Source organism: Stenotrophomonas sp. 1337 (assembly GCF_031455455.1).
GTDB lineage: Bacteria > Pseudomonadota > Gammaproteobacteria > Xanthomonadales > Xanthomonadaceae > Stenotrophomonas > Stenotrophomonas indicatrix.
Genome location: NZ_JAVDSR010000002.1, coordinates 22,379 through 39,522, shown reverse-complemented (window position 1 = coordinate 39,522; position 17,144 = coordinate 22,379). Strand labels below are relative to the sequence as shown.

The following is a 17,144-nucleotide window of genomic DNA, read 5'->3' as shown; positions in this document are numbered from 1 at the left end:
ATCCCACGGAACGCCAGCTCTTGATGTTGACGTTGCCTCTGCGGGTGCAGGGCGCCGCCCTGCCGGCCCCCCTTACGCCACGCCGTTGTCTACATGCTCGTTGAAGCCCGGCCGGGGGCGCAGGCGTTCGAACCAGGCGTCTACGTGGCGCAGCGCCGGTTTGTTGCCGGGGGTGCTGCGCCAGCGCTGTGTCGACAGGCCGAGGACGATGTCGGCCAGGCTGAAGTCGATGCCCGCCACGTAGGCATTGCTGGCGGCAAGCTGGTGGTCGAGCACGGTCATCAGGCGGTTCCATTGTTCCAGGCTTGCCTCGGCGCGTGCGTCGTCCGCGAAGTCGGGGTGCTGGCGCACGCGGGCCATGAACACGTGGCGCCAGGCGCTGTTGAGCTCGGTGGCCTGCCAGTCCATCCATTGTTCGACCAAGGCACGGGCCTGTGCGGCGCACGGCAGCAGGTCATCGCGGCCCTGGCGTGCGGCCAGGTAGCGGCAGATGCTGTTGGACTCCCACAGCAGGAAGTCGCCATCGCGCAGCACCGGTACCTGCCGGTTCGGATTCAGCGTGGACAGCACGTCCGGCGCAGGTGCCGGATCATGGGAGAACGACAGATCGAGTTCGGCGCACAGCCACAGCACTTTGCGCACGTTGATCGAGGTGGGCTTTCCGTAGAGAACAAGCATGGGCGGGTCCGTCGTGGTCCAACCAAGGCTAGCGCGGCGGGGCTACACTGGCCGCATGAACATCGAAGTCCTCATGATTGTCGCCGTGGTGCTGCTGCTGGCGACGCTGCTGGTGCTGGTGCTGTTGTGGCGTCGCGCATCCACCAGCGCACCCGCTGCCGAAGTACAGCAACAGCTGGTTACCGAACGCGAACAGCATCGCCTCGCACTGGTTGACGCCGGCCAACTGAGAGGGCGGCTGGAAACCTTGCTGGCGGAGCTGGAAAGCGAGCGCGGCCGAAGCCAGCAGCACGCCCAGCTTGTCACTACCCTGACCGCACGCGTGGAGCGGGAGGCCGCATTGGCGTCCAGTCGTGAAGCGATGTTGGCCGAGCGCGAAGCTGCCTTGGCGCAGGTACGGGCCGATCTGGCCCAGTCCAGCACGGAGCTGCAGCAGGCGCAGCAGCGTTACCAGCAACTTCATGGTGAACACGCGCGCGCCCTGGCCAACCTGCAGCATTCCGAACGCGCCAGCGCCGAACTGCGCAGCTATCTGGATACCGCCAAGGAAAAACTGTCCGGTGCCTTCGCGGAACTGGCGGGCAAGGTTTTCGACGAACGCGGGCAACAGTTCGAAAAGAACGTGCGCCAGGCCACGGTGCAGTCACGCGCGGACATCGAAGGGCTGCTCAAACCCTTTGCCGACAGGCTGGGGGATTTCCGCAACCGGGTCGACACGCTGTACGGGGAAGAGGCGCGGCAGCGTGCCAGCCTGCTTGGCGCGGTGGGCGAACTGAAGACCCTCAACCAGGACATGGCCGCACAGGCCTCGGCGCTGACCAATGCACTGAAAGGCAGTGCCAAGGTACGCGGCGACTGGGGTGAGCTGATGCTCGACAACGTGCTGCGTGGCTCAGGCCTGGAGGAAGGCGTCCACTACCAGCGGCAGAAGCACGCGGTGGATGATGAGGGCGCGCGCCTGCGGCCGGACGTGGTGGTGCAGTTCCCCGATGAGCGCAGCGTGGTGATCGACAGCAAGGTCAACCTGATCGCTTGGCAGGAAGCGATGAATGCCGCCACGCCGGAACAGTCCGAAGATGCACTGCGCCGCCATGCGGTGGCGCTGCGCCAGCACGTCAAGGATCTGGGCGAAAAGAACTATCCGAAGGCTCTTGGCAGCGAGACTCTGGATATCACCATCGCTTTCGTTCCCATCGAAGGCGCACTGTCGGCGGCACTGGGCGCTGATGGTGCATTGCAGGCTTATGCCTTCGACAACCGCGTGGTGTTTGCCTCGCCCAACACGCTGATGGCCCTGTTGAGGGTGGCCGAGCGTCTGTGGACACGTGACAAGGTGCAGAAGCAGGCATTGAAGATCAGTGAAGCCGGTGGACTGGTGCTGGACGCCCTGACCGGATTCCTGCAGGACTTCAATGCCATGGGCAGGAAGCTCGACGATGCAGGCAAGGCTTACGCCGACGCGCGCAACCGCCTGATCGATTCGCCGCAGTCAGCCATCAGCCGTGCTCGCCGACTTGCCGAACTGGGCAGCAAATCAAAGCGCGCGTTGCCCCCTGAGCTGACCCCCGATCCGTTGCAGCAGTTGACCTCTGCCGACGGAGAGGAAGACGGCAACGCCGGCTGACACGCCACCTGCATCGCCGGGTGCGTATGCTGGCGCCGTCCTCACTGACCAGGTACCGCCATGCGCCTCCGATTCCTTGCCAGCGCTGCCCTGGGCGTGCTGCTTGCCGCCTGCAGCAGTGCTCCACCCGCCAGTGACGATGCAGGCGCGGCAGCCACGGTGGTCGACAGCCCTGAAGCTGCTGCAGCCTATGAAGAAGCACGCGATGTGGACTGCCGCGCGGCGGGCGGTACCCTGCAGCCGTTGGGCCGCCTGCAGCGGGTGCAGTGCGTGATTCCCTATGCCGACGCCGGCAAGTCCTGCAGCAGCAAGAGCGACTGCAGCGGCCAGTGCCTGGCGTCCGCCGAGGTGACCGCAGGCGCGGTGGCAACCGGCACCTGCCAGCGTGATGTCAGCCAGAACTTCGGTTGCCGGCAACGCATCGACGGTGGCAAGGCACAAGGCACCCTCTGCGTGGATTGAAGGTAGTGCCGGCCGCTGGCCGGCAGCTGCACGACCGTTCCCGAAGAGTCATGAGGTTGCCGGCCAGCGGCCGGCACTACCGGTCACGTGCGGTACGTTGCAGCCGTTGGGCCGCCTGCAGCGGGTGGAGTGCGTGATTCCCTATGCCGACGCCGGCAAGTCCTGCAGCAGGCGCGGTGGCAACAGGCACCTGCCAGCGTGATGTCAGCCAGAACTTCGGTTGCCGGCAACGCATCGACGGTGGCAAGGCACAAGGCACCCTCTGCGTCGACTGAGGGTAGTGCCGGCCGCTGGCCGGCAGCTGCACGACCGTTCCCGAAGATTCATGAGGCTGCCGGCCAGCGGCCGGCACTACCGGTCACGTGCGGCGGTATGCTGGTGGGCCTTTCCCCGCTGTAGCCGGAGCCCCGCGTGAGCACCTCGATCCAGGATATTTCCCTCACCACCATCGACGGCCAGCCGTCCTCTCTTGCCGACTACCAGGGCAAGGTGCTGCTGCTGGTCAACGTGGCGTCCAAGTGTGGCCTGACCCCGCAGTACGAAGGCCTGCAGGCGCTGTATGCGGAAAAGCACGCGCAGGGGCTGGAAGTACTGGGCTTCCCGGCCAACAACTTCCTCGGCCAGGAGCCGGGCAGCGAGGCGGAGATCCAGCAGTTCTGCCAGCTGACCTACGATGTGAGCTTCCCGATGTTCGCCAAGATCAGCGTGGCCGGTGAAGATACCCACCCGCTGTACCAGCAGCTGACCGCCGCGCAGCCGCAGGCGATCGGTGAAGGCCCGCTGCGCGAGCGCCTGGCCAGCAAGGAGATTCCGATCCACCCGGCACCGGCGGTGCTGTGGAACTTCGAGAAGTTCCTGGTTGGCCGCGATGGCAAGGTCATCGCCCGCTTTGCCCCGGACGTTGCCGCCGATGACGCGCGCCTGCGCGAAGCGGTCGAGGCGGCGCTGGCGGCCTGAAGACGACGTGCCAACCAAGGTTGGCACCTGCCGGTAAAACAAAAAACCCCGCCGAGGCGGGGTTTTTTCATGCGTTGCCGGCAGCGGTCAATTGGTCCACTGCGGCATCGGCATCGCATCGACCGGGATCGGCGAGTTCGCATCGTCGCTGCCACGCTCGCGCTTGCCACGCAGGTCGTTCTCGATCTGGTAGTTGCGGCGCTGCATCCAGGCATCGCGGACCAGGGCGTATTCGTCCACCGCGGTATCGCGCAGGTCGTCGATCGCCAGCAGCTGCGCGCGGGTATCGACCAGCTGCAGGCCCTGCAGACCGATGCGGTACTTGTCGCTTTCGATGCGGCGGATCGGCGACAGCGGGATGTCACCGGCCAGGCCGAACACATCACGCACGGTACGCGGGCCGAAGAACGGCAGTTCCACGTAGCGCGAACGACGCCAGCCCCAGGCGCCCAGGGTCTGCCCGAAGTCCTCGTTGCGTCGCGGCACCATCGCCTTGCTGGCCGGGTCGAACAGGCCACCGATGCCCAGCGTGCTGTTCATCAGGAACCGGCCCAGGCTGTCCCAGGCGTCGCCGGGGCGGCCCTGCAGCAGCTGGTTGGTGATGGTCAGCGGCGCACGCAGGTTGCTGAAGAAGTTGCTCACGCCGGTACGGGCAAAGCGCGGCACCACGTGGGTATAGGCGGTTGCCAGCGGGCGAGCGATACCGCGGTCGACGGCGTTGTTGAACCCGTGCACCTTGCGGTTGAACGGTTCCCACGGGTCGTACGCGGTAGTGCTGGTGGTGCTGCCATTGGCGCCGTACAGCGCGTCGAAGTCGTCATCGCCGCCCGGTGCGGCGGCGGTGGCATCACTGCCGGTTGCACCCTGCGAGGCGGTAGCCGGTGCCGGCGCGGCCGCAGCAGGTACGGGGGCGTCGGCTGCGACGCTCGCAGCAGGCGCATCCGCACCAGCAGCGTTGTCGACCGTGGTGGTGTTCGTCGCCGGCACCACGGTGTCGGCGGTCGGCGCGTCGCTGCGCGCCGGCTTGCCGGCACAGGCGCTGAGCGCGGCGGCCAGGAGGATCAGAGGGAAAACGCGCACGACGTTCATGTCAGCTCGCAGCAGAAGTAGCGTTGAAGTCCAGGTCGGGCGACAGCCGGTAGGCCGCGCTCAGCTCGTTGTAGCCGGCGGGGGCGCCGGAGATTGTCAGCGGATGGCCGCCCTGGCGCGCGCGTGCGGCCAACTCGGCCAACAACGCCAGGCCGGCGCTGTCCACGCGCTCGACCTCCGCCAGTTCCAGCCGCGACAGCTGCGCAGGCAGGGCCTGCAGTTGCGGCCACAGCGCGATCACCGCTGCACGGTCGAGCACCCCGCGCAGGCGCAGGGTGTCACCTTCCAGCAGCGCCAGCGCCTTATTTGCCATTGCCGGCCGGCCCAGCCTGCATGCTGCCGCTGCGCAGTTCGGTGGCCACCTGCTTGATGCCCTTCTGTCGCAGCGGGGCATCGAACTGGTTGCGGAAGGTCTGCACGTAGGAGATGCCTTCGATGTTCACGTCGAAGATCTTCCACTGGCCGCCTTCGTTGCGCATCCAGTACTCCACCGGCGTCGGCTCGCTGCCGGCACGCACCAGCTCGGTGCTCACGCGCACGCCGCGGTTGCCCGGCAGCGGGCTTTCGCCCTTCAGGCGGAAGCTCGGCTTGCCCTGGATGTTGAGCAGGGTCGAGCCATAGCGCTGCATCAGGTTGTCGGCCATCGCATTGGCGAACAGCTTGATGTCAGCGTCCGCAGCGCCGCGTGCGTGCGTGCCCAGCACCAGGCGCGCGGCATAGTCGCGGTCGAAGGTGCGGTTGAGCTCGCTGTCGATATAGCTGCGCAGGCTGGCCGGGTTGCCGCTGAATTCGGCACGGCGCTGCTGCAGGGTGGTGAGGATGCGCGTGCTGGCGTCGATCACCACCTTGCCGGCCTGGCCCTGGGGGGCGGCAGCAGCGGGGGCGGCAGCCTGTGCCTGGGCCAGGAACGGGGTAGCCAGCAGCAGCGACGAGGCGAGCAGGGCCGGGATCAGTTTCATCTTCATGGTTGCGGTTCCGTTGCAGGCGCCTGCGCGCCATCGTTGGGCTTCGGAGCAGCGCCGCCACCGGCGCCGCCACTGAACATGTATTTGCCGACCAGCTGGATCAGGTCCACGGCCGGCTGGGTGAAGACGATCTCTTCGCCGGGCTTGAGCACGTCGGGATCGCCGCCGGGCTGCAGACCGATATAGCTCTCGCCGAGCAAACCACTGGTGAAGATGCCCGCCGAGGTATCGGCCGGCAGATCCTTGACCTTGCTGTCCATGCGCAGGGTCACGATCGATTCGAACTTCACCGGGTCCAGGTCGATCGCTGCGACCTGGCCGACGGTGACACCACCGATCTTCACCGGCGCCTGCTTGCGCAGCTGGCCGACCTGGGAGAAGCGTGCCTTGAGTTCATAGCCTTCGCCACCCCAGCTCCAGCGCTGGTTGGTCGAGGCTACGGCCAGCACCATCAGCGAGGCCAGGGCCAGCAGCAGGAAGGCGCCGACGGAGAATTCGAGTCTGGGACCGCGGATGGCCATGTGGATTACCTGATCAGTCGTGGTGGCCGCGCGCCGATGCGCACCGCCGATGGAGGGGTTAGGTGAACAACATTGCCGACAGTACGAAGTTGAACATCAGCACCAGCAGCGAGGCGTTGACCACCGCACGGGTGGTGGCGACGGACGTGCCTTCGATGGTCGGTTCGGCGTGGAAGCCGACATAGGCGGCCACCAGGGCCGCGGTACCACCGAAGATCGCCGACTTCAGCATCGCCACGCCGAAGTCGTCCCAGAAGTCCACGCTGCCACGCAGCGCCGACCAGAACACGCCGTTGTCCAGGCCCAGCACGTGCACGGCTTCGAAATAGCTGGCACTGATCGCCAGCGAACAGAAGATGCCGGTCAGCAGCGGCACGGTCAGTACCGCCGCCCAGAAGCGCGGTGCCACGGCCTTGGCCACCGGGTCGATGGCCATCAGTTCCAGCGCCTTGATCTGGTCGGTGGCGCGCATCAGGCCCAGCTCGGCGGCGATCGAACTGCCGGCGCGGCCGATGAACAACAACGCGGTCAGCACCGGTGCCAGTTCGCGGTACAGCGACAGGCCGAGCAGGGTGGACAGCGCGTCGGCCGCACCGAAGGTGGTCAGCGTGCGGTAGCCCTGCAGGGTCAGCACCAGGCCGACGAAGGCACCGCCCACGGCGATGATCGGCAGCGAGCGCGCACCGATCTTGTAGATCTCGCGGGTCAGCTCGGCCAGGAAATCACGGGTCGGCAGCGAACCGCGCAGCACGGTCAGCGAGAACAGGCCGGCACGACCCAGCGAGCGGGTGGCTTGCACGAACGGCATCAGGCAACCCTCGCGCGCGGTGCGGCATCAAACGGGATGGGACCATCGGGCTGGCCATGCAGGAACTGCTGCAGCAGCGGGTCCTGGCTGGTCTGCAGCGCCTCCGGCGTGCCCTGGAACACGATGCCGCCATTGGCGATCGCGATTACCTGGTCGCAGATCGGCAGGGTCTCGTGCACGTGGTGGCTGACGATGATGCTGGTCAGGCCCAGGCTGTGGTTGAGGCGCTGGATCAGGCTCATGATCACCCCCGAGGCGATCGGGTCCAGCCCGGTCAGCGGCTCGTCGTAGATCATCAGCGGCGGGTCCAGGGCCAACGCGCGGGCCAGTGCCACGCGCCGGGCCATGCCACCGGACAGCTCACGCGGCCAGGCATCGGCGGCGGCCAGCAGGCCGACCGAATGCAGCTTCATCTGCACCAGCCGGCGCAGCACCGGTGCCGGCAGGCGGGTGTGGGTGCGCAACGGCAGGGCGACGTTCTCGGCCACGGTCAGGTCGGTCAGCAGGCCATTGCCCTGCAGCAGTACGCCAACGCTCTTGCGCATCTCCAGAAGCTCGGCGGTACGCTGCGGGATGGGTTTGCCGAACAGGGTGACGTCGCCTGCAACCGGACGCAGTTCGCCGGTCAGCGCCGCCAGCAGGGTCGACTTGCCGCTGCCGGACGGACCGAGCACCGCGGTGATGCTGCCCTTGGGCACCTGCAGCGAAACGTCGCGCAGGATCGTGCGCCCGCTCCGGTCGATGCGGACGTTGGACAACTGCACCAGACTGGGAGTGGAAGCCGACATGGGCACCCTTAACGTTTTTTCGACATTGAAGCATCGGGTCAGACTGCTGAACATAAGCAGACTGGACGGTGCAGTATTGTTGCACGGTCGGACCGTCGCCAGACCGGGACAATGCCGAAAACGACCGGAACAATCCGTCGCGATCACCGTACCCCGGGATTGAATACGGGCGGGTGTGCTGCACACTGTGCACGATGAGTGACCCGGGCAGCGACTTCCGCCTCTACCATTCCAATTCGCTGGACGTGCTGGCTGCCCTGCTGGCGCGCAACGTGCGTGTGCCGGTGCCGGGACAGCCGCTGCTGGCGCCGGAGGTGGTGCTGATCCCGCAGGTGGCGATGCGGCGCTGGCTGCAGGCGACACTGGCCGCCGAGTATGGCGTGGCCGCCAACCTGGAATTCCTGACCCCCGGTGAGTTCGTCGCCCGTGCGTTGAACGCCAATGTCGAGGGCGAAGCCGACGACCTGGACGCGGCCGCCCTGCACTGGCGCCTGTACCAGGCCCTGCGCGATCCGCAGCTGCTGGCGCAGCCACCGATGCGCGCGCTGCAGTCCTATCTTGCCGGGGGCGACGCGCTCAAACCCTGGGCCCTGGCCGGCGAACTGGCCTCGGTGTTCGAGAAGTACCAGGCCTGGCGCCGCGACTGGCTGCTGCGCTGGGAAGCCGGCGCCGACGCGGCCGATCCGCAGGCCATCCTGTGGCGCAGCATCGCCGCCGGCCATGGTTACCGCGCGCGCCGCATCCAGGCGTACCTGGACCGCTTCGAGGGCGCCGGCCAACCGCTGCCGCAGGGCCTGCCGCCGCGGATGTCGGCGTTCGCCACCCTCAACATCTCGCCCGACGTACTGCGGGTGATGGCCACCCAGTCGCGGGTGGGCGAACTGCATTTCTATCTGCCCACGCCGGTGCAGTCCTACTGGGGCGACCTGCAGACCCTGGCAGAGCGCCTGCGCAGCGGTGCGCCGGACCCGTTCGGCGAGGCCGCCGGCGAGAACCGCCTGCTGGAAGCGTGGGGTGCGGCCGGCCGCGATTTCATGGCGGTGCTGGGCAGCTATGAAGTGGTGCATCCGGCCGGCGAGATCGCGGCTTATTCCGACCCCGAGCAAGACACGCGGCCGACGATGGACCAGGGCGGGCTGTCCGACAGCCTGCTGCATCGCCTGCAGCGCGACCTGTTCCACCGTCGTGCCTTGCCTTCCGGTGAACTGCGCGATGGCCTGCGCAGCGACGACCCGAGCCTGCAGGTGCACGCCTGCCACACCCGCCTGCGCGAGCTGCAGGTGCTGCACGACCAGCTGCGCAGCCTGCTGCAGGACCCGCGCTTCGACCCGCCGTTGCAGGCGCGCGAGATCGCCGTGCTGGCGCCGGACATCGATCCGTATGTGCCCTATCTGGAAGCGGTGTTCGGCGGACGCGGGGGCGAGGACGAACACATTCCCTACGCGCTGGCCGACAGCAGTCCGTTGGCTGGCGAGCCGCTGGCCGACGTGTTCGTGCACCTGCTTGGCCTGCCGATTTCGCGCTTCGGCCTGAACGAGGTGCTGGATCTGCTGGCCAGTGCACCCCTGGCCGAGGCCGCCGGCCTGGAAGCGGTGGACTTCGACCGACTGCATGGCTGGCTGCAGCAGGCAGGCGCACGCTGGGGCCTGGATGCCCAGCATCGCGACCAGCTGCAGGCCCCCAGCGATGACGCCTACACCTGGCAGTTCGCGCTGGATCGCCTGCTGCTGGGCCACGCCACCGGCAGCGAGGTGGATCTGGTCGGGGTGGCTCCGTGGATCGAACTGGAAGGCGGGGCGCTGGATGCGCTGGACCGGCTGCTGCGCCTGCTGCGCGTGCTGGCCGTCTACCAGCGCCGGCTGGGCGAACTGTTGACCCCGGCACAGTGGCGGCAGCGCCTGCTGTCGCTGCTCGATGCCCTGCTGCCGACACCACCCAGCTCGCCCAACAGCCAGCGCGCGCTGGAGCGCCTGCGCAAGCTGCTCAACCAGTTCGCCGAAGATGCGTACAAGGCCGGGTTCGCCGATGGCGTGCCACCAGAGGTGGTGCGTGCGCACTTCGCCGGTGCGCTTGCCGAGGCCGATACGCGCGCGCCGCTGCTGACCGGTGGCATCAGCTTCGGCCGCATGGTGCCGATGCGCCTGCTGCCGTTCCGGGTGATCTGCGTGCTCGGCCTCAACGATGGTGATTTCCCGCGTCGCGACCCGGCCGCCGGCCTCAACCAGCTCACCGCCGAACTGGATACGCCGCGCCGCCGTCCCGGCGACCGCTCCACCCGCGAAGACGATCGTTTCCTGTTCCTGCAGTTGTTTGCTGCTGCGCAGGACGTGTTCTACCTCAGCTACCTCGGCGCGGACCCGCGCGATGGCAGCGTGCGCGAACCCTCGGTGCTGGTCAGCGAACTGATCGATGCCGCCGCGGCCTATCACCTCGATCCGTCGACCGCCACGCGGGACTTCACCGTGCGCCACGCGCTGCAGCCGTTCTCGCCGGCCGCCTTCGGTGACGGCGATCCACGCCGCTTCAGCTACCGCCGGCAGTGGCACCCGGCCGCCGGGCGGCTGGGCGGGCAGCGCGGCGGCCTGCTGCCGTGGTTCGACGCCGCACTGCCGCCGCCGGTGGACGACGCGGTGGAAGAAGAGGTCTCGCTGGAGAGCCTGCGTCGTTTCCTGTGTGATCCGGCCGGGCAGTTCCTCGCACAGTCGCTGGGCCTGCGCCTAGCCGACGACGTCGAGGACGTCGACGACCTGGAGCCGCTGGTGCTGTCCTCGCGTGGGGCGGAGAAGCGCAGTGTGCAGCTGGCCGTGGTGCAGGCCACCCTGGCCGGTGACAGCGAGCCGCTGTACCCGCGGCTGCGCGCACGCGGGCTGCTGCCGTCGGGCATCCTCGGCGAGCGCCAGTTTGAAGTGGAGCGGCTCAAGACCCGCCCGTATGCCACGGCCATGCTGGGCTGGTTGCAGGGCACGCCGCTGGAGAGCCGCCGCTATGAAGTGGAGATCGACGGCGTTCGCCTGCATGGCCGGGTCGGTGATCGCCATCCCGAAGGCCTGGTGCGCCTGCGCGCCGGCGCCCTCAACGGCAACGCGGTGATCCGCCAGGGGCTGGACTGGCTGCTGGCCAACGCCGCCAGCGATGCCTTGCCGCTGGTGCAGTTCTACGACGGCGGTGATGCCGGCCCCGGTCCGCATGCATTGCCTGCCTTGACCGTGCCCGCAGCACGCGCGGCATTGCGCGCGCTGCTGCAGCTGCGCCAGCGTGGGCTGCGCGAACCACTGCGCTTTGCGCCCTATACCGGCTGGGTGCTGTTCAACGCGCCGGTGGAAAAGCAGCGCAGCGAAGGCTGGAAACAATGGCATGGCAGCGACCGCAGCTGGGGTGAAGCCAACAGTGATGCCTGGCAGCTGCTGCTGCGTGGCGCCGACCCGTTCGCCGACGACGTCAGTTACGCCGACCTGCTGCGCAACAGCCAGGTGGTCTTCAGCGCCGTGCGCGAAGGGCGCGGCTTCGGCAATGATCCACAGGCGGGCCACGCATGAGCAGCGGTGCCGAGGGCGCTACCATCAACACGCATTGCCCCGACCCTTACCTGGCGTTGCCGCTGCACGGCACGCGACTGATCGAAGCCAGTGCCGGCACCGGCAAGACCTTTACCCTGGCCACGCTGTTCACCCGTCTGGTGGTTGAGCAGGGCCTGCGTATCGGGCAGATCCTGGCGGTGACCTTCACTGACGCCGCCACCCAGGAACTGCGCAAGCGCATCCGCGAGCGCCTGGCCCTGGCTGCGCGCCTGGTCGATCTGCCGCCGGGCGACGATGAAACACCCGATGCGCTGCTGACCCGGCAGGTGCTGCAACGTCATCTGCAGGACGGCACGGAAACCGCAAAAGCGTTGAAGCGGCGCCTGCAGGTAGCCGCCGACGAGATCGACCTGGCTGCGATCTTCACCATCCACGGCTTCTGCACCCGCGTGCTGCGCGAACATGCGCTCGAAAGCGGGCATACCTTCGACCCGCCCGAGCTGTTGGCCAGCGATCGCGAGCTGCTGGAAGAGCTGGCGGCCGATCTCTGGCGTGTGCATGCCAACGACCCGGCAACGCTGGAACCGCTGACCTGGTTGTGGTCCCACCCGGATGCGCTGGCGGCTGACCTGCGCGCGCTGCTGGCATCGCCACCGCTGCACCCGCCACTGCAGCCGCTGGCCGTGGACGATCCGCGCCCGGCGCTGCAGGGCACGGCGGCGGAACTGTCGATGGCCGTGCGCGAGCATGGTGAGCGCTTCTTCCTGGACCTGTGCGAAGCGGTCGACAACAAGTGGATCAACGGCGTTTCCTACAAGCTGGGCTGGCTGCACCCGCTGGGCCGGCAGCTGTTGGGCTGGGCCGAGCGCGGCGACGCAGCCGAACTGCTGTCCAGCGACCGCTTGCCGGCGCTGCTGCCCGATGCGCTGGTGGCCAAGACCAACAAGAAGTCCGCCGACCGCACACCGTCCTCGCCGCTGCAGGCACCGCTTGAGCGCTACGTGGCACTGCTGGCCCAGCGCGAACAATGGCTGCGTGCCACGGCACTGAACTTCCTGCACGCCCTGCGCGAGGAAGCCACCCAGCGCCTGTCCGTGCTGAAGCGCATGCGTCGCGTGCAGACCTACGACGATCTGATCGACGGCGTCGCCCGCGCGTTGGAAGGCCCGCAGCGGCTGGCCCTGGTCAAGCAGCTGCGGGCGCAGTACCGCATCGCCCTGGTCGATGAATTCCAGGATACCGATGACCGCCAGTGGGGCATCTTCCATACCGTGTTCGGCGCCTCGCCGGAGGTGGACGAACTGGGGCTGCAGCCGGCGCTGTTCCTGATCGGTGACCCCAAACAGGCCATCTATGGCTTCCGCGGCGGCGACATCCATACCTACCTGAAAGCCAAGCAGGTGGCCGAGCAGGCACCGGCGCTGGACCAGAACTTCCGCTCGCGCCCGGCCGTGCTGCGCGCGCTGCAGGCGCTGTATGACAACGCTGGCGAAGATGCCTTCCTCGAACGCGACATCCGGTTCGAGCCGGTGCGGCCCGGTGGCGTGCGTGTCGATGAGGACTACCTGCGCGATGGCCGGGCCGCACCGGCGCTGACCCTGCGCCTGCTGCGCAGCGACGGTGAAAAAGCCCTTGGCGCCGATGCGTCGCGCGACGCGGCGACCCAGGCCTGTGTGGCCGCGATCCACCAGATCCTGCTGGAGGCGCGTGCCGGCACCGCGCTGCTGCGTGGGCGCCCGGTGCAACCCGGCGATATCGCCGTGCTGGTGCGCTCGCATCGCGAAGCCACGCTGGTGCAGCGTGCACTGGCCGCAGTCGGCATTCCTGCGGTGGCGGCCGGCAAGCAGAGCCTGTTTGCCACCAGCGAGGCCCGTGACCTGCGTGCATTGCTGCTGGCGTTGCTGCAACCGGCCGACGAAGGGCGACTGCGTACTGCATTGGCAACGGTACTGCTGGGGCAGCGCGCAAGCGCGATTGCCAGCATGGAGCGTGAGGGGGACCTGCAGCGCGGGTTCCAGGCACAGCTGCTGCACTGGCGCGAGCGCTGGCAGCGTGGCGGCCCGTTCGCGGTGGTGGCCGATGTCTGCGCCGCGCAGGGCGAGCGCCTGCTGGCACTGATCGACGGCGAGCGGCGCCTGACCAACTACCTGCAGCTGGGCGAACTGCTGCAGGAAGCCTCCGCGCAGGCACTGGGCATGCACGGCCTGCTGGACTGGCTGCAGGGGCAGATGGCCAATGCCGACCAGGATGACGAGCAACAGCTGCTGCGGCTGGAGTCCGACGCGCGACGGGTGCAGATCATCACCCTGCACAAGAGCAAAGGCCTGGAATACCCGCTGGTGTTCCTGCCGTTCGTGGGCATCGATGGCGGCGCGCCGAACACCGCCACGCACTGCACCGTGCACCTGCAGGGTGAGCGCCAGCTGCATTGGAAGCTGGACAGGGACGACGCCTGGGACGCGGCCAGCAGCCAGCGCGAGCGCGAACAGCGTGCAGAAGACGCGCGCCTGCTGTACGTGGGCCTGACCCGCGCCGAGCATGCCTTGTGGATCGCCACCGGCGATCTGGCAGGCCATGCGAAGACCCGCCTGGCCCCGCTGCTGGGCGACCTGCAGGCGCTGCGAGCGCACGCGGACGTGGACCTGGATGACAGTGCGCCGCCGGGCCGCCTGCCACAGCTGCTGGCCGAAACCGAAGGTGAGCTGCCTGCGGTGCGTGCCTTGACCCGCCGGGTGCCACATGACTGGTGGGTCTACAGCTTCACCCAGCTGGCGCATGCCGACGCTGGCAACGGCGACGATATCGAAGCGGCGGCCACCGAACTGCCGGCACCGGCTGCCGACGAACCCGCCGGTGCCGAGCTGCCGCTGGAACCGGCGCTGCCGGACGCTGCCGCAGAAGACACTGCGCCGCCGGATCCGCGCTTCATGGGCAGCCGCTTCGGCAATGTGCTGCACGATGCACTGGAGAACGTCGACTTCGCACTGTGGTCGCACTGGCAGCCGCAGCAACCGGCACCGGAGGGACAGGCCGACGTGCTGCGCCGCTCGCTGCACGACGAGGGCTATGCCGACGAGGATCTGGACGATGGCGTGGCGGTGCTGGTGCCGCTGGTCGGCCACACCCTCACCGTACCGTTGCCCGAAGGCGGTGCGCTGTGCAGCGTGCCCGAGCATGAGCGCCGGGCCGAAATCGAGTTCCACTTCGCCATCGAGCCGACCGCAGTACCGGTGCTGCTGCAGCTGCTGCACGAGCACGGCATCTCCAGCGCACGGCGCGGTTTCGGCCTGCGCAGAAGGCTGGAAGGCCTGATGACCGGCAAGATCGATCTGACCTACGTGCGCGATGGCCGCTGGTATGTGCTGGACTACAAATCCAACCGGCTGCCGGGTTACAGCCCGGACCTGCTGGAGATCGCCATGCGCCACAGCGAGTACGACCTGCAGGCGCTGATCTATACCGTGGCCCTGCATCGCTGGCTGCGCTTCCGCCTGGGCGCGGCATACGACTACGCGCGCGACATGGGCGGTATCCGCTACCTGTTCTGCCGGGGCCTGGATATTGCCGGCAATGGCGTGCACGTGCAGCGCTTCGCGCCTGAGCTGGTGGATGCGCTGGATGCCTTGTTTGCGGGCGGCGAAGCAGCCCAGGCCGAGATGGCGGCGCGCGCGCGCGGAGAAACCGCATGAACCTGCTGCGCGATCTGCATCGCAGTGGCCAGCTGCGCACCCTGGACCACGCCCTGGCCATCAGCCTCAAGCGCCTGCGCGAAGACACGCCGGACGACGTGGCACTGGCCGCCGCACTGGCCTCGCTGGCCGTGGCGCAGGGGCACGCTGGCTTCGATCCGCGCCAGCCCCAGCGCGTGATCGATGGCATTCCGGCATGGCCCGAACCTGCGCAGTGGCTGGCGCAGCTGCAGGCCTCACCCTGGGTGGCGACCCCGCAGGATGCCGGCGCCGCCGCCGCGGAAGCGCCGCTGGTGCTGGAGAACGGTCTGCTGTACCTGCGCCGCTACCGGGAATACGAGCGGCAGTTGGCTGTCGGCCTGCAACGCATCGGCCGCCATCCGCTGCCTGCACCGGACATGGCCGCCGTGGCGCCCCTGTTCGCGCGTCTGTTCCCGCACGCCGCAACGGGTGAGGACCACCAGGCCCGTGCGGCTGGCGTAACCCTGCGCCACCCGCTGGCCCTGGTCACCGGTGGGCCCGGTACCGGCAAGACCACCACCATCGCCCGCCTGCTGCTGCTGTTGGCGGCACAGGCGCAGCACCAGGGCCTGCCCCTGCCGAAGGTGGCGTTGGCCGCACCCACCGGCCGCGCTGCCGAGCGCATGGCCGAAAGCCTGCGCCTGGCCGTACAGCGGCTGCAGGAGCAGGGGCTGGACCCGGCGCTGTGCACCGCGCTGCCCAGCACAGGCACCACCCTGCATCGCCTGCTCGGGGTGATTCCCGATTCACCGCGCTTCCGCCATCACGCCGACAACCCGTTGCCGGTGGACGTGGTGGTGGTCGACGAAGCTTCGATGATCGACCTGCCGCTGATGGCCAAGCTGGTCGACGCGATCGCCAGCGGTACCCGCCTGATCCTGCTCGGCGATCCCGACCAGTTGCCGTCAGTGGAAGCCGGTGATGTGCTCAGCGCCATCCTGCGCGCCAGCGGCGATGGCATCGGCACCCGTGCCGACGATGCGCAGGCGCTGCATGGACTGCTGGCAGCGGCGACGCTGCAGCCGCAGGCACCGCCGCGCGCGTTCGCAGGTCGCCGCGTGCAGTTGCAGCGTGGCTACCGGCAGAGTGATGCGCTGGACCTGGCGCCGCTGGCGCAGGCCGTGCGTGGCGGTGACAGTGGTACCGCCCTGCGCCTGCTGCGCAGTGGCGGGCTGGCTGGTGTCCGCTTCCATGAAGGCGAGGCGGACCCGTTGCGTGGCCAGCGCGAGCATCTGCTCGACCACTGGCGCGCACTGGCCGACGCAGTGGACCCGGCGCAGGCACTGCAGCAGGCCGGCCGCCTGCGCGTGTTGACCGCACTGCGCGAAGGCCCGCAGGGCGCGCGTGGCCTCAACAGCCGCATTGAACAGCTGCTGGCTGGCAACACCCCGGGCTACTTCCAGGGCCGGCTGCTGCTGATCACCGAAAACAGCTACCGCCACCGCCTGTTCAACGGCGATATCGGCATCTGCCTGCGCGATGGCACCGGTGCGATGGTGGCCTGGTTCCCCGGCGAGACCGCCGACCAGCCGCGCGCCTTCCACCCGGCAGCGTTGCCCGCACACGAGAGCGCGTTCGCGATGACCGTGCACAAGGCGCAGGGTTCGGAGTTCGATGAGGTGTGGTTGCAGCTGCCGAGGCAGGACAGCCGCGTGTTGTCGCGCGAACTGGTCTACACCGGCCTGACCCGCGCCCGCCAGCGCCTGCAGGTGGCCGGCAGCGCCGAGGTGCTGGAGGCGGCATTGAAACGACATGCCAGCCGCCTTGGTGGCCTGGCCTGGCGACTGGGTGCGGAAGAGGTAACCGAGGAACCGGCGCGCTGCGAAGAACCCACCGTGCAAGGCACGTTGTTCTAACGCCGCCCTTACCATCACGTCGGTCACCTTCTTCCACGCATGGCGTGGATCTACCGTGTCGACCAAGGTCGACACTCACCAGAAGCAGGACATGCCATTCCGACAGATCGCGGAAACCTGTCGAAGGCGGGGTGGGTCCGGTTGCGGGGGCGTGAGCGCCATGGATGG

At 68.3% G+C, this 17,144-nt stretch carries 12 protein-coding genes and 2 pseudogenes; 7 read left to right on the top strand and 7 right to left on the bottom strand.

What is annotated here, in order from left to right:
- Positions 1-72 precede the first annotated feature (72 nt).
- Entirely contained in the window at positions 73-678 is a 606-nt protein-coding gene (locus J2X70_RS04115) for a glutathione S-transferase N-terminal domain-containing protein (protein ID WP_309909095.1), read from the bottom strand.
- A gap of 55 nt (positions 679-733) precedes the next feature.
- Between J2X70_RS04115 and rmuC the strand changes: the two genes are divergently transcribed.
- From rmuC to J2X70_RS04095, 4 genes and pseudogenes are all read left to right on the top strand, one after another.
- The gene (rmuC, locus tag J2X70_RS04110) at positions 734-2,302 is read left to right on the top strand and encodes a DNA recombination protein RmuC (protein ID WP_059065694.1); all 1,569 of its coding nucleotides are present in this window, start codon (positions 734-736) and stop codon (positions 2,300-2,302) included.
- A 60-nt stretch (positions 2,303-2,362) separates the two neighbouring features.
- A complete protein-coding gene (locus J2X70_RS04105) occupies positions 2,363-2,764 on the top strand; it encodes a hypothetical protein (RefSeq protein WP_025875623.1) in 402 nt (133 codons plus the stop codon).
- Between the two features lie 91 nt (positions 2,765-2,855).
- A pseudogene (locus tag J2X70_RS04100) lies at positions 2,856-3,039 on the top strand (hypothetical protein); the annotation flags it as partial.
- A gap of 136 nt (positions 3,040-3,175) precedes the next feature.
- Positions 3,176-3,721 (top strand): glutathione peroxidase, encoded by a 546-nt coding sequence (locus tag J2X70_RS04095; RefSeq protein WP_025875625.1) that lies wholly within the window; start codon positions 3,176-3,178, stop codon positions 3,719-3,721.
- Between the two features lie 87 nt (positions 3,722-3,808).
- Here the strand turns inward: J2X70_RS04095 and J2X70_RS04090 are convergent, their stop codons facing one another.
- The 6 genes and pseudogenes from J2X70_RS04090 to J2X70_RS04065 all read right to left on the bottom strand — a co-directional run bounded on the left by J2X70_RS04090 (position 3,809) and on the right by J2X70_RS04065 (position 7,892).
- Positions 3,809-4,810, bottom strand: a complete 1,002-nt coding sequence (locus J2X70_RS04090; protein ID WP_032978521.1) for a VacJ family lipoprotein — start codon at positions 4,808-4,810, stop codon at positions 3,809-3,811.
- Between the two features lies 1 nt (position 4,811).
- Positions 4,812-5,123 carry an STAS domain-containing protein gene (locus tag J2X70_RS04085; protein WP_025875628.1) on the bottom strand — a complete coding sequence of 104 codons (312 nt, stop codon included), beginning with the start codon at positions 5,121-5,123 and terminating at the stop codon, positions 4,812-4,814.
- Positions 5,113-5,775 (bottom strand): ABC transporter substrate-binding protein, encoded by a 663-nt coding sequence (locus tag J2X70_RS04080; RefSeq protein ID WP_025875629.1) that lies wholly within the window; start codon positions 5,773-5,775, stop codon positions 5,113-5,115. Before J2X70_RS04080 ends, J2X70_RS04085 begins: the two co-directional genes overlap by 11 nt.
- 56 nt (positions 5,776-5,831) lie before the next feature.
- Positions 5,832-6,296: pseudogene (gene mlaD, locus J2X70_RS04075) on the bottom strand (outer membrane lipid asymmetry maintenance protein MlaD); the annotation flags it as partial.
- Positions 6,297-6,354: 58 nt separating this feature from the next.
- The gene (locus J2X70_RS04070; protein ID WP_006404088.1) at positions 6,355-7,104 is read right to left on the bottom strand and encodes an MlaE family lipid ABC transporter permease subunit; all 750 of its coding nucleotides are present in this window, start codon (positions 7,102-7,104) and stop codon (positions 6,355-6,357) included.
- Entirely contained in the window at positions 7,104-7,892 is a 789-nt protein-coding gene (locus tag J2X70_RS04065; protein WP_025875633.1) for an ATP-binding cassette domain-containing protein, read from the bottom strand. Before J2X70_RS04065 ends, J2X70_RS04070 begins: the two co-directional genes overlap by 1 nt.
- 194 nt (positions 7,893-8,086) lie before the next feature.
- On the opposite strand from J2X70_RS04065, the gene recC reads away from it, so the two are divergent.
- The 3 genes from recC to recD are packed head-to-tail and all read left to right on the top strand — an operon-like array spanning position 8,087 to position 16,976.
- Positions 8,087-11,428: an exodeoxyribonuclease V subunit gamma gene (gene recC, locus J2X70_RS04060; protein WP_223483100.1), complete on the top strand. Its 3,342-nt coding sequence runs from the start codon at positions 8,087-8,089 to the stop codon at positions 11,426-11,428.
- On the top strand, positions 11,425-15,099 hold the full coding sequence (gene recB, locus J2X70_RS04055) for an exodeoxyribonuclease V subunit beta (RefSeq protein ID WP_223483099.1): 3,675 nt from the start codon (positions 11,425-11,427) through the stop codon (positions 15,097-15,099). Before recC ends, recB begins: the two co-directional genes overlap by 4 nt.
- A complete protein-coding gene (gene recD / locus J2X70_RS04050) occupies positions 15,096-16,976 on the top strand; it encodes an exodeoxyribonuclease V subunit alpha (RefSeq protein ID WP_309909090.1) in 1,881 nt (626 codons plus the stop codon). Before recB ends, recD begins: the two co-directional genes overlap by 4 nt.
- Positions 16,977-17,144: the final 168 nt, after the last annotated feature.